Origin of the sequence: Geobacillus sp. E263 (assembly GCF_007197795.1) — a bacterium.
Lineage (GTDB): Bacteria > Bacillota > Bacilli > Bacillales > Anoxybacillaceae > Parageobacillus_B > Parageobacillus_B toebii.
Genome location: NZ_CP041632.1, coordinates 2,380,287 through 2,394,253 on the forward strand (window position 1 = coordinate 2,380,287; position 13,967 = coordinate 2,394,253).

Sequence of the window (13,967 nt, forward strand, 5' to 3'; positions counted from 1 at the left end):
TTCCAATTAACTTTTTTCACGGTTCTGTCGCCTTTCCATCCATTCGGCAAGAAGGAGGCGGCGAATGACAGCGATATTTTGAAAAAGGCGCACCCCAAATGCAAATACAGCTGCTAAGTACAAGTCTACACCAAGATGGACACCAAGAAAAGTTAAAGTTGTAGCCAAAATAATGTTAAAAAAGAATCCTGTTATAAATACTATTTCGTCATATGTTTGCTGTAAATGGGCGCGGAGTCCACCAATTAATGTATCAAATGCAGCAAGGATTGCAATGGATAAATAATTGGAATATTCGTCAGGGACGCGCAAATCGCTCAAAAATCCTACTATTAAACCAACGAATAAGCCGATGAGCGGGAGCCACATATTATTTCTCCTCCTTTTCGGCTTTTACCGTTTCCATATATTTCACGTTCCATTTTTCTTTAGACGGCGGAATAACCACCGATGTCAACGGTTCAGAAATTGTAAGCTGCAAATTTTCAACGACAAAATCATCAAGAATGGTCGATACTTTTAAACGATTACATAACATTTCTGCATCATCTGCGATTACTTTTACTGTAATTGGCAATGAAGAGATTTTGCTATCTCCGATTTTCGTCGAACCATTAACATCGCGAATCGCCGTCGTGTTTGTAATCCGCTCCTCGGCAATAGCAATTTCTTTCGCACCGTACATGTTTAATTCATTAATAAGCCGGTGCAACAGTTCAGGCGACACCGTTTCCGCAATGGGACCTACGTAATGATCCGAATAAAATGGTTCAATTGTCAAAACAATTCCTGGACCTTCTATTTTTGTCAAACCAGCTTCCTGTTCCAATTCACTTACTGTTTCGTGCAAAACGGCTTCTTGATTAGATCGCTGCTTTTGCTTGTAATTCCGTAATTTTTCCTCATAATCCCCGATTTCTAATACAAGTTGTCGCTGCAATTGTTGTTCTTTTTTTAAATCAGCGCGCAACTCCCAAATATCACGTGTATCGCGAACTTTAGGATGTGACGTTGTCTGAAGTTGAACAGCTAGCATAAATCCAAAAATGGCCGTAATACAAGTAAAATAGATCGTTTTTTTCCGTTCCAATCATCTTCACCATTCTTTCTGCCGAGGCAATTTATGGATGATTAACATGAAAGATAGGATCTAACACTATTTCATCTTTACTAGCAATCCCTACAATTATGTTATCTTGAATAAGCTGATCCTTTACCCCGCCGGGAATGTTCAAAGCGGAAGCGAGAACCGTTGGATTGCCAATTGCGGAGATGACAAAAGGGGCTGCGTGTTGCGTACCATCTACTTCGATTACGGGACCATTGCAAACAATGTACGAACGATGGGAAATTCGTTGCCCATTAATGGCGATTGCTTCTGCTCCGGAAATGAGCAGCTCATGAATGACTTTAAAGACATGTTGTTCGTGAACAATGTAGTCTGTCGCACTTTGTTCAGAAGGAATATAAGATGCATCCGATAACGTTATTTCAATTCCTTTTCCTTTTACTTTGGCCTTTCCTACATACATGCGCAGTTTTTCCGCCTGTTTTGCCAAATCCGTATACATTGCCTGTTGATCTGCTAGCGCTTTTTCCATCTCCGCCACTTGATTTTGTTTTTGTACTAACTCATTTTTTAATCGCCGATTTTCTTTTTGTATCTCAATCAATTGCTGCCGGTACTCATATTCCTTTTGCCACTGTCGGTCTGTTATATTTCGCTTTGATGCTTCCCTTTTTGTATATTGATAAGAAAACGCCAGCATAGATCCTAGTATAAAACAGATAAAAGAAAGGATGACACGGTTACCTTTCCGCTTTGTCATTGTCATCCTCCTTTTTCGGTTGTTTATAAGCGGTAAAATAATTGCTTACTTCTAAATGGATTACCCCTTTTACGTTTGGATCTAATTGCTGGACAATAGACGGATACAATGACATTTTATCGGCAAAATTTTGCACGTTCGCACTCACTTCAAAACCATCATTCATATAAACAGTAATATGATAACGGTTATCATCGCTCGGTGTATAATGAATTTCAGAAATGGCGTTTAATATCGATGGGGAAAGCTGCGCCAACTGTCCTGCGATTTCTTGAATATCTTCTCCCTTTTTCCAATTAATTAAAATCGGCGCATCGCTTGGCGCGGTTTTTGATGTGTGTTTCTTTAGTATGTAACCATTTTCTAAAAGCGGAAAAAATGTTTGTTGGTCATAAATATAAGCGATTCTCCTCCGCTCTTTCACATGAATGATGATCGTATTTGGGAAATGTTTTTCCAATGATACGCTCTTCACTTCCGGATGTTTCTCCACATTCCGCTTAATTTCGTCTTTTTTTACTTTCCAAAAGCTTGTCCGTTTTGTGATGCCGCTTAACTGTATCACTTGTTTTTCGGAAAGATGATGATTTCCGTTTACTTGAATATGACGGACATAACTTAATGGTGATTGAAAATAAATCATGCATAAAATGAGAAGAAAAAAGAAAGAGATATACGCGATTAAACGACGATTCGCTTTTTGTCTCCGCCGTTCCTTTAATTTCGGCACCCGTTCCTCAAGAACAACGATTTTTTTTCCTTTTTCCAAAGCCATTCACCGCTTTCCGACATAAGCTCGAAAGCACGTCTATAAAAACAAACGGCACACCTCGATGCCGTTGTATTTCTATGTTCGATAAACATGGACAAACTCAATTTTATTATATCATAGCATTATAATATATTATAATATATAGAGAGATAGATTTTACAACTTCCGGCCAATAATTTCTACTTCTGTCCGCAAATGAATGCCATGCAATTCATGAATCGTTTTTTTCACAAACTGAATTAAGTCCAGTACATCTTTTGCTTTTGCTTTTCCTGTATTAACGATAAAATTGGCATGCTGTTCAGAAATTTTCGCGCCGCCAATCGTATATCCCTTTAAACCAGCCTCTTCAATCAGTTTTCCAGCATATTGCGGCAAAGGATTGCGGAATATGCTGCCCGCACAAGGTTTATCCCACGGTTGTGTCTCACGGCGATAATCTTTGTTTTTCCGCATTTTTGCAACAATTTCTTCACGGTTCCCGGAAGTAAGCTGAAGTTCCGCTGCTATACAAATTCCACGTCTTTTTGTTTGCAACACAGAAGTGCGATACGCAAATTGCATTTCCTCATTCGTCAGCCATTCCATCATCCCGTCTGGAAATAAAATTAACGCCCTTTTTACGATTTGTGACATATCGGAGCCGTGCGCCCCCGCGTTCATATAAACAGCTCCCCCGACCGATCCAGGAATTCCGCCGGCAAACTCTAAACCAGACAACCCTTGTTTGCTCATTAACGTGGCAAGGCGTACTAATGAGTATCCTCCACCGACCGTAACGGTTTCCCCATCAACATGTAATTCATCTAATCCTTCGCCAATTTTGATTACAACCCCTTCGACCCCTTCGTCAGAAACAAGTAAATTCGAACCACGGCCAATCGCGCGCCATGGCACTTCATGCTTTTTTATAATCGCCATTGCTTTTTTTAGGCTTTCTACGCTGTCTGGTTCGATCAATACATCTGCAGGGCCGCCAACTTTTATCGTCGTATGGTTCGATAAAGGTTCCATTTCCTTCACTTTCCCAACGTTAGCGCTTAATAATTCATTTACCATTGCCTTCATCGCTTTCATCTCCTTTCCCAAACCGCCTATGTATATACGTATGCTCCTTTCATCGCAGATGTCACCTTAACAAAATGAGAGGGTGTCTCTCTAATTTGAGAGATACCCTTCTAGATCGATGAAACTTGAACATTTTGTTTTTTGGTTGTTGGATGCAACGCAACGAATTGGTTTTATTAATATTTTGCATGCTTGCTAATGTTTAGTAAAACCCCAATTGCCATTAACATAAGCGTTAATGATGAACCACCATAGCTTAAAAACGGCAGCGTAATTCCCGTTACCGGCATTAATCCTGTAACAACGCCGATATTAATCATTACTTGAATGGCCACCATCGAAATAATGCCGATGGCAAGAAAACTTCCATACAAATCCGGCGCCCCAAGTGCAATACGCACTCCACGCCAAAGCAGCAAGCTAAATAAAAGCAACACAAGCGACCCGCCAATAAAGCCAAGTTCTTCTGCTAAAATCGCAAAAATAAAATCCGTTTGCGGCTCAGGCAAATAAAAAAACTTTTGGCGGCTTTGTCCAAGTCCTAGACCAAACAAACCGCCAGGACCAATCGCATACAGCGACTGAATAATCTGAAACCCGCTTCCAAGCGGATCTTCCCAAGGATTTAAAAAAGAAGTAATCCGCTTAATTCGGTATGGCGCTGACAAAACAAGCGCAGCAAATCCTGCCAGTCCCAGCACTCCTAGCCCAATAAAATGGCTGATGCGCGCGCCAGCGACAAAAATCATGGCGATGCACGTACCGACCATTACGGTGCCGGTTCCTAAGTCTGGTTGCAGCATGATCATTCCAAACGCAATAAAAACAAGCACCAAGGCAGGGAACAATCCATGTTTAAACGATGTAATATTTTTTTGATTTTCCGATAAATATTTCGCCAAAAAGGCGATCATTGCGAGTTTCATAAATTCCGACGGCTGAATGGAAAACGCTCCGACGCCAATCCAGCTGCGCGATCCGTTGCGAACCATCCCCACTCCAGGGATTAACACGAGAACGAGCAGCACAAAACAGACGATAATCAGCACTTTCGACCAGTCGCGCCATATCCAATAATCAATATTCATAATAAAAAACATCGCGACGACTCCCACACCGGCAAATAAAAGCTGCCGTTTGGCAAAGAAAAACGAATCGTGAAACTTATATTCCGCCCAAATGGCGCTGGCGCTATACACCATAATAAGTCCAATCGCCAACAACGAAAACGTAAGGATAATCAGCAAAAAATCAGGCGTAGACTTTTTCCGCGACAATGCCCAACACCTCTGCTTTTCTAAAATAAGAGAGAAAGGCTGTCCTTTCCCTCTATTTCAACTTATGCACCGCGCCTATAAAAATGTCCCCTCTTTGTTCAAAAGTTTTATATTGATCCCAGCTCGCACATGCCGGTGACAGCAAAATGACATCACCTGGCTCAGATAGCTGATATGCAACCGGTACCGCTTTTTCCACATTATCGACATATTCAATCGTTTCTATTCCCGCCTGCTTAGCGACACGGGCTATTTTTGGCGCGGTTTGTCCAAACAATACGACCGCTTTTACGTTGTGCAAATAAGGAAGGAGTGCATCAAATTCATTGCCGCGGTCTAGTCCACCTGCCAAAAGGATGACAGAATCTTTTTCAAAAGCAGACAACGCTTTTTGTGTCGCAAGAATATTTGTTGCTTTAGAGTCATTGAAAAACTTTCTCCCATCAATAGTAGCAACATATTGAAGCCGATGCTTTACTCCTGTAAATGTCGTCAGGACTTGATAAATGGATTTATTGTCTACGCCTGCTAATTTTGCCACAGCAACAGCTGCCAATATATTTTCCAAATTATGTTTTCCAGGAAGTACGATATCGGCAACAGCAATCACCGCTTCATCGTTCCAATAGATAAAACCATTGTTTATATAAGCACCGCGGCCTAACACTTTTGTTGCCGAAAAAGCAACTTTTTGTGCATGAATGTTCTCAGCAAGCTGCATCACAAGTTCATCATCGGCATTAATAACCGCATAATCTTCGTTTGTTTGGTTTTTAAAAATATTTGCTTTTGCCTGCGCATAAGCTTCTTTTGTACCATGGTAATCTAAATGGGCATCGAAAATGTTTAATAAAACGGAAATACGCGGACGAAAGTCGCGAATTCCCACCAGCTGGAAGGAGGAAAGTTCTGTTACAAGCCAATTGCTTGCTTCCGCCTTTTTTGCCACTTCACAAGCAGCCGTCCCTATGTTTCCGGCAAGCAGCGGGCGTTTTTCTCCTTCACGCAACATTTCATAAATTAATGTCGTTGTTGTTGTTTTTCCATTAGAACCGGTAATCCCAATAAAAGGCGCTTCTGAAATGTGATATGCTAACTCCACTTCTGTGACAACGGGTAATCCTTTTTCCATTGCTTTTTTGACCATTGGATTCGTATATGGAATGCCAGGGTTTTTCACGACAAGATCAAACGGCTCATCCAAGAGCTCAAGCGGATGCCCGCCGCAAATAACCCGGATTCCTAATTGTTCTAACTGTTGTGCTTCTTTATTTTCTTCAAACGGCTTTTGATCATTTACCGTGATGATAGCTCCTAGCTCATGAAGCAGTTTTGCCGCTGCAAATCCGCTCTTCGCCAAACCGATGACTAACACGCGACGTTGTTGATAGAAAGCTGTCTGTTTCAATTAGATCCACACCTCGATATAGATTCCTAGCATTGCAAATAATAAGCCGACTGCCCAGAATGTGACGACAACGCGCCACTCCGACCAGCCAATCAACTCATAGTGATGATGCAACGGGCTCATGCGAAATACGCGTTTTCCCGTTGTTTTAAATGAAATGACTTGAATAATAACGGACAGTGTTTCGATAACAAATACACCGCCAATAATAACGAGCAATATTTCCAACTTCGTTAAAATTGCCACTGTAGCGATCGCGCCGCCTAACGCAAGCGACCCGGTATCTCCCATAAATACTTTTGCTGGATGGGCGTTAAATACTAAAAATCCTAGTACAGCCCCAACAACGGAAACACAAAAAATAGCGATATCATATTGCCCCTGATTCCAGGCAAGAACTGCATAAGCGCCGAACGCAATGGCCGCTGTCCCAGCCAATAAACCATCGAGCCCGTCGGTTAAATTGACCGCATTCGAACCGCCGACAAGCATGAAAATAAGCAATAACACATATCCAAAGCCAAGATTAATAGAAAGATCGGTCCCTGGAATATGTAAGGCAGTAGAAAAACCACTGCGCTGATATACAAAATAAAAAACAATGGCAATAATTAATTGCCCAATTAACTTTTGTCTGCTCGTCAACCCAAGATTCCGTTTCATCACCACTTTAATAAAATCATCCAAAAAGCCAAGCAATCCATAACCAATCGTTACAAAAAGCAATAAATATGTTTCAACGGAAAGAGTTGCAAATTTTCTCGTCATCAATAACGTTGTCACAACGATGGAAAGTAAAATCATAATACCCCCCATCGTCGGGGTGCCTGATTTTTTTTGATGTGATTTCGGCCCTTCTTCCCGTATGCTTTGCCCGAATTTTAACCGTCTTAAAAACGGAATAAACAATGGCGATAAGATAACCGTAATCAGAAAGGAAAGAATAATGGCTAAAACCATGACTTGCTCTAACATGATCGGTCACATCCTTCTTGTCCTTGAGCATGCATCCATTTTTGTTGCAGCCGTTTGAGAGCAGCAAGCACCGCTATATCATATGAACAATTTTGTTCATTATGCGCAGAAATGGTAAGGTTAAACTTTGTTTTTTGCAATTGTCCGTATGTGTCTAAAAGCTCCTCCAACGCTTGAAGCGGTGAGGAAACAAAAAAAATCGGAAACTGATTTGGAATGTAACGCGGCAATTCATCGCCTTCTTGCCAAAACGCTGCGATTGCTCCATGTTCAATCGCAATTTTTAATGTTTCCGCCCCATGCCCAAGCGGAACAAATAACCCTTTTGGCGCATGTTCGTAAGGATCTACAAACACATGATGAAACGTAATCGCATTATCCACAATGCCACGAGCTTGTTTACATAACCGTTTAACCATTTCATACGTCAACATATGTTCTTCCGCTCCTTAATCGCTTCCCGGGCAACAAGTCGATCATCAAAATCAATGACGCGATCACCAATAATTTGATACGTTTCATGTCCTTTGCCCGCAATTAAAATAATATCGCCTTCTTGTGCTTGTTCAATTGCATAATAAATCGCCTCTTTGCGATCGACAATCGTTACATAACGCTCGCCAGGAACACCTGCTTCCATATCACGCAAAATTTGTTCGGGGTCTTCGGAACGTGGATTGTCAGAAGTGAAAATGGCTACATCGGCGTACTTGACCGCTGTCTTTGCCATCAGCGGCCGTTTGGCGCGGTCTCGGTCACCGCCGCAGCCAACAACCACATAAACTTTTTTCTGTGCAAATTGCCGAATCGTTTTTAAGACATTTTCTAAGCTATCTGGTGTATGAGCGTAATCAACAATTACTGTAAAGTTTTGCCCTTCATCGACTGTTTCAAACCGTCCCGCAACCCCAGAAATTTCTTCAATCGCTTCTACAATAACAGGAAGCGGAATACCAGACACAAGGCAGGCGGAAACAGCTGCGAGCAAATTATATACGTTAAACAATCCGATTAACCTTGTTTTGACCCGAACAGTACCGTGCGGTGTGACAAGATCAAACGACATTCCGCTTGGAACAATATCAATCCGCTTTGCCATAATATCGCTTTCTGTTTCAATTCCGTATGTAATAACGGTTGCAGCCGTCATATGCTTATAATATTGTGAAGCAGGATCATCGTTGTTTAATACCGCAAACTTTGGCCGTTTGTGATCATAACGATTTCCGAGCTGGGAAAACAGCAATCCTTTCGCATTGCGATATTCTTCCATCGTCCCATGATAATCGAGATGATCTTGTGTTAAATTTGTAAACACGGCAACATCATAGTCACAACCGTGCACGCGTCCCATATGAAGGGCATGCGAAGACACTTCCATTACTGCAACATCGACACCTTCGTCCACCATTTGTTTAAACGTTCGTTGCAACAGCAATGATTCTGGCGTCGTATTTTTCGTTGGATACGTATGATCGCCAATTTTAATATGCACCGTTCCAATTAGTCCCGTTTTTTTATTCGCCTTTCTAGCGATGTGCTCTATTATATGAGTCGTTGTCGTTTTCCCATTTGTGCCCGTAACACCGATTAAATGCAACCGATGGGTCGGCTGACCATAAAACGCATCGGCAAGCATCGCCATCGCACGGCGGCTATCGCGAACAACAATAACAGGCACATCTACGTCAAGAGGCCGTTCGGCAATGACAGCTACAGCACCATTTTCGACTGCCTGTTTCGCAAAATCATGGCCATCAACTGTAAATCCTTTAATACAAATAAATAATGCCCCATTTTTGACTTGTCGCGAATCCATTTCAATGGAAGTAATTGTCGGATTTTCGCCAACATACGTTGTAAAATCATGCAAATACGAAAGCAGCGTCTGCAGTTTCACTTTTGTTCATCCCTTTCGCTTTCATAGTCTTTAGAAGAAAACATAAAAGCGGAAAAAAGGGGCGAGATAAGATATATGACAACTTACATCAGCCGCCCCCTTGATATATCGATATATTGATCGCTTTCATCGAACTTCTTTTTTAGAAGACATCTTTGATGCTAAGTAAATGCGAATAGTGGAACCTTCTTTCACTTTCACCCCAGGTTCTGGGGCTTGCTCAATAACAACATCACCTTCTCCACTAACATCTAATTTTAAGTTAAAAAGTTGCTCTTGCAAGTCTTTTTTTGATAAGCCGATTAAATTCGGAACTTCGACCATTTTCGGATCATTCCACGCCCGTTCTTTTTCTATTTGGCCTTTGCGTGGTTTCACGCCAAGTGTACGTAGACTATCCTCCATAATTTTTCCGACGATTGGAGCAGAGACGACACCACCGAATTGAACCGTTCCTTTCGGATTGTCGACAGCAACATAAACGACAAGCTGTGGGTCATCCGCCGGTGCAAATCCGATAAAAGAAACGATATGATTATCTTTTAAATATCGGCCGCCTTTCGCTTTTTGTGCCGTTCCTGTTTTTCCGCCAACACGATACCCTTCTACATAGGCGCCTTTCCCTGTCCCTTGTGCAACAACGCTCTCTAGAGCATAACGAATTTGTTTCGACGTTTCCTCGGAAATAACGCGTCGCTTCGCCTTTAGTGTATTGCGGCTTACTACCTTTCCTGTTTCAGGATCAACCCATTGCTTCGCAATATATGGCGTGTACAAAATTCCACCATTTACTGCCGCAGAAACAGCTGCCACTTGCTGAATCGGTGTCACCGACACCCCTTGCCCAAAGGCCGTTGTTGCTTGTTCGACAGGCCCAACGCGTTTCAAATCAAATAAAATTCCGGTTCCTTCCCCCTGCAAGTCAATGCCTGTTTTTTCACCAAAGCCGAACTTCTTAATATACTCAAACAATCTTTCTTTCCCTAGGCGTTCCCCTAACTCTACAAAACCTGGGTTACAAGAGTTTTGCACAACTTCTAAAAAAGTTTGCGATCCATGCCCGCCTTTTTTCCAGCAACGTAATGTTGCACCGGCAACTTTTACATATCCTGGATCATAAAAATGATCTTTCAATAAATTTACTTTTTTTTCTTCCAACGCCGCAGCAAGCGTAATAATTTTAAACGTTGAACCAGGCTCATAGGTGCTCCAAATCGGCAAGTTGCGATTATAGATTTCCGGCGGTACAGTTCGATAGTTTGCCGGGTCAAACGTCGGACGGCTCGCCATTGCCAAAATTTCTCCCGTATTCGGGTTCATCGCAATCGCAATAATGCCGTCTGGATTATACTTTGCTTCGGCAATATCGAGTTCCCGCTCCACGATTGTTTGGATACGCGAATCAATCGTAAGCACCAAATTTAACCCATCTGTTGGCGGCGTATAATCATCTGCCATATTAGGCATTCTTTTTCCTTTTGCGTCCGAATAAAATTGCACCGAACCGCGTTGCCCGCTCAATTCCTTATCATAATAAAGTTCCAGTCCCGTCAAACCTTGGTTATCGATGCCGGTAAATCCTAAAACATGGGACAAATAACTGCCGAACGGATAATAACGTTTCGTATCTTCCGCAATATATACTCCTTTTAAGCCGAGTGCCCGAATTTCTTTTGCTTTTTCATTCGATATTTTTCTGCCTTCTGGAATGCGTTCGATCGATGTTTTTTTCGTAATATGCTTATACGCTTTTTCGACGGGCATATTTAACACCTTCGCTAACTTTTCTGCCGTCTCGGCCGGATTTTCAATCTGCCGCGGGATAACGTAAACCGTTGGCGCGCTCATATTCGTAGCGAGCGGAACGCCGTTGCGATCCAAAATTTCTCCGCGCTTCGGCTCAAATGGAATATTTCGGCTCCATGAATCTTTCGCTCTTTCTGTTAACATATCACCTAATATAAATTGAACATATCCGAGACGAATGTCAATAATCGCAAAAATAAACACCCCAACTAGAAACACGATCATCAGCCGTTTGCGGACAGTGACGTGGGAAACACGCATATAGAGGAACCTCCTTTGTGATAGGCTCGTTCCACTATATGCTTGTACGCTTCATTATAGAACGTCTTAAATCAATCAACTGGACCATCACTTTTTCTATCTGATGCTTCTTTTTGTTCTTGTTCCATTCTTTCGTTCCATTTTCGCGGTTCTTCCAGTTCTACAATTAAGTAATCACCTTTCTTTACTAATGCACCTGGCCGAATATTTTGGCTGACAACATACCCATTTCCTTTCGTGCTCGGACGAAGCTCTAGCAGTTCCGCCACTTTCATTACATCGCGCAGCGACCAGCCGCGCACATCTGGCATCACTGCCTTCCCATCCGTTTTAAGCACAACCCGTTCCCCAGCGATTACTTTATCACCAGATAACGGTACATGTTCTTCAATTTGCCGCCCATTTCCAATTACAATTGGGACAAGCCCTTTTTCCTTTAGTTCTTTCACTACTTCTTCTGTAGAACGACCCGCGTAAGAACCGATTTCAATTCCTTTTGATTTTTCTTTTGACGCCTTCTTATTGGAAGAAGGCTGAATGTGCAAATATTGAAGACTATTTTTCATCACGCTAGTAAAAATATGTGAAACAGGAGCTGCCCCTGTCTCCGTATAGGATAGTTTTGGCTGCTGAACTGCGACATACATAATTAAACGCGGGTCTTCTTTCGGGGCCATTCCTAAAAAAGAGAAAATATAGTTTTCATAGCCGGTTAAATATCCTCCTCTTGGTGACGGAATTTGTGCTGTTCCTGTTTTTCCAGCAACTCGGTACCCTTCAATTTGATACGGACGCCCCGTTCCTTTCTCCGAAGTAACTACCGTTTCTAATATATCTAACACTTGTTTAGCCGTTTCTTTTGTAATTGGTTGTTCCACTACTTCTGGCTTGTTTCTTGCAATCACTTTTCCTGTATCCGGATCAACAATACGATCGACCACATATGGCTTCATCATTTTTCCGCCGTTTGCAATCGCGGTTGCGGCTTGAATTTGTTGGATTGGTGTCACCGATGTTCCTTGACCAAATCCTGTCGTTATTCTTTCAATCGGATATTTGTAATGAATTTGCCCTACCGCTTCTCCTGGAAGGTCTATACCAGTTTTTTTGTCAAAACGGAAACGATGCAAATATTGCAAAAAGCGGTCTTCTCCTAACTTTTCTTTTACTAAAATAGAAAAAGCGACATTAGAAGAGCGTTGGACTCCTTCGTTAAACGTAATCGTTCCCCAACCTACTTTGTTATGGTCACGAATCATATTTGGTCCCACTTTATAATAGCCAGACCGATACTGTTCATTCCCGTTATACACACCTTCATTAATTGCAGCCGCAAGCGTAAAAATTTTCATTGTCGAACCAGGCTCATACGGATAGGAAATCGCATCGTTGAAATAGTTTTGTATATTGCGCTTATTTGGATCAAAACTCGGTCTTGTTCCCATTGCTAAGATCTTTCCTGTTTTCGGATCTGCAACAATCGCAATTATTTTTTTCGGCTTATATTGTTTTTCCACATCGTTCATCGCATCTTCTAAAAACGTTTGAATCTTTTGATCGATCGTTAAATAAACATTCGCTCCATTATCCGGTGGAACGACGGTTTCTTTCGTATTTGGAAGGCGAAATCCGCTGATATCCCCGGCAAAAGATACGTAACCGTCTTTTTCACGCAAATGCTTATCTAAGCTTTTCTCAATCCCCATTTTTCCAACTGTTTCATTTTTTTTATTATTTTTTTGTACGTAACCAATTACGTACGAGGCAAAATTGCCATTTGGATAAAATCGTTTTGTATCACGAATAAACCCAATCCCTGGCAGATTTAATGCTTCAATTTTTTCTTTCAGTTCATAGCTAATATTTCGTCCATTTGCGCCAAATTCCACTTGTTTTGCATCTTTTGTTAAAATTCGTTTCACTTCATCTACATCCATCTTTAGCAATGGGGCTAATTTTTTTGCTGTTTTTTGTGGGTCAACAACATGTCTCGGATGATCAGGATCTGTCGTCATTTTTGGATCAAGGACAGCTATAACTGTATATGACGGCACATCTTGAGCAAGCACTTCGCCATTTCGGTCAAAAATGGTTCCGCGCTTTGCTTCGATCGTTCGCTTTTGTTTATACTTTTCCTCCGCCTTTGCCGCTAACACTTGGCCATCAGCAACTCCCGTTACCTGCAACTGAATAAAACGAGCCAATAACACAAAAAAGAGCAGACTGAATAAGAAAAATAATATAGCTGCTCCTTTATGTGTATTGCTATGCTTTTTCCTTTCCATCGGCGATCATTCCTGTACAACTTTTACATTATTTTCGTTTAGTGAGAGACCGAGTTCTTTCGCTTTTTGCAAAATCCGTTCATATGTGCTTAATTGTTGAACTTCAACATATAAATCATTATTTTGCTTTTTCTGTTCTTGAACCGTTTCTTGTAGCTGTTGAATTTCTTTATTTACTTGATAAATCTTCACTTGATTGGACACAATATGCACTGCTGCATACATAGCAAATACGCAAAACGATAGGAATAAAAGCTTTTCCCCTAACGTAAAGCGAATTTTTAGCTTTCGTTGCTTTCTAGTGCGCGGACGTGATGACGGACGTTGTCGTTCATGAATTTTTACTGCCGTATTATTCATTGTTTTTCCCTCCTGTCATTAGTGAT

Annotated in this window: 13 protein-coding genes; all 13 read right to left on the minus strand. The window is 41.5% G+C overall.

Going from position 1 to position 13,967, the window contains the following annotated elements; all coding sequences use genetic code 11:
• Positions 1–6: 6 nt before the first annotated feature.
• A complete protein-coding gene (locus FNL97_RS12160; protein WP_015863361.1) occupies positions 7–369 on the minus strand; it encodes a small basic family protein in 363 nt (120 codons plus the stop codon).
• A 1-nt stretch (position 370) separates the two neighbouring features.
• Entirely contained in the window at positions 371–1,090 is a 720-nt protein-coding gene (locus tag FNL97_RS12165) for a DUF881 domain-containing protein (RefSeq protein WP_015863360.1), read from the minus strand.
• 31 nt (positions 1,091–1,121) lie between these two features.
• A complete protein-coding gene (locus tag FNL97_RS12170) occupies positions 1,122–1,829 on the minus strand; it encodes a DUF881 domain-containing protein (protein ID WP_015863359.1) in 708 nt (235 codons plus the stop codon).
• Positions 1,810–2,604, minus strand: a complete 795-nt coding sequence (locus FNL97_RS12175; protein ID WP_097354289.1) for a cell division protein FtsQ/DivIB — start codon at positions 2,602–2,604, stop codon at positions 1,810–1,812. The genes FNL97_RS12170 and FNL97_RS12175 overlap by 20 nt, the downstream gene beginning before the upstream one ends.
• Positions 2,605–2,757: 153 nt before the next feature.
• Positions 2,758–3,669, minus strand: a complete 912-nt coding sequence (murB, locus tag FNL97_RS12180; RefSeq protein WP_015863357.1) for a UDP-N-acetylmuramate dehydrogenase — start codon at positions 3,667–3,669, stop codon at positions 2,758–2,760.
• Between the two features lie 176 nt (positions 3,670–3,845).
• Positions 3,846–4,946 carry a stage V sporulation protein E gene (gene spoVE / locus FNL97_RS12185; RefSeq protein ID WP_015863356.1) on the minus strand — a complete coding sequence of 367 codons (1,101 nt, stop codon included), beginning with the start codon at positions 4,944–4,946 and terminating at the stop codon, positions 3,846–3,848.
• A gap of 52 nt (positions 4,947–4,998) precedes the next feature.
• On the minus strand, positions 4,999–6,354 hold the full coding sequence (gene murD / locus FNL97_RS12190; protein WP_143415867.1) for a UDP-N-acetylmuramoyl-L-alanine--D-glutamate ligase: 1,356 nt from the start codon (positions 6,352–6,354) through the stop codon (positions 4,999–5,001).
• The gene (gene mraY / locus FNL97_RS12195; RefSeq protein WP_062678271.1) at positions 6,355–7,329 is read right to left on the minus strand and encodes a phospho-N-acetylmuramoyl-pentapeptide-transferase; all 975 of its coding nucleotides are present in this window, start codon (positions 7,327–7,329) and stop codon (positions 6,355–6,357) included.
• On the minus strand, positions 7,323–7,763 hold the full coding sequence (locus FNL97_RS12200; RefSeq protein ID WP_015863353.1) for a hypothetical protein: 441 nt from the start codon (positions 7,761–7,763) through the stop codon (positions 7,323–7,325). The genes mraY and FNL97_RS12200 overlap by 7 nt, the downstream gene beginning before the upstream one ends.
• Positions 7,757–9,229: a UDP-N-acetylmuramoyl-L-alanyl-D-glutamate--2,6-diaminopimelate ligase gene (locus tag FNL97_RS12205; RefSeq protein WP_143415868.1), complete on the minus strand. Its 1,473-nt coding sequence runs from the start codon at positions 9,227–9,229 to the stop codon at positions 7,757–7,759. The genes FNL97_RS12200 and FNL97_RS12205 overlap by 7 nt, the downstream gene beginning before the upstream one ends.
• A 126-nt stretch (positions 9,230–9,355) precedes the next feature.
• Positions 9,356–11,296, minus strand: a complete 1,941-nt coding sequence (locus FNL97_RS12210) for a stage V sporulation protein D (RefSeq protein WP_015863351.1) — start codon at positions 11,294–11,296, stop codon at positions 9,356–9,358.
• A gap of 71 nt (positions 11,297–11,367) precedes the next feature.
• On the minus strand, positions 11,368–13,581 hold the full coding sequence (locus FNL97_RS12215) for a penicillin-binding protein (RefSeq protein ID WP_143415869.1): 2,214 nt from the start codon (positions 13,579–13,581) through the stop codon (positions 11,368–11,370).
• 6 nt (positions 13,582–13,587) lie between these two features.
• The gene (gene ftsL / locus FNL97_RS12220) at positions 13,588–13,941 is read right to left on the minus strand and encodes a cell division protein FtsL (protein WP_015863349.1); all 354 of its coding nucleotides are present in this window, start codon (positions 13,939–13,941) and stop codon (positions 13,588–13,590) included.
• Between the last annotated feature and the right edge of the window lie 26 nt (positions 13,942–13,967).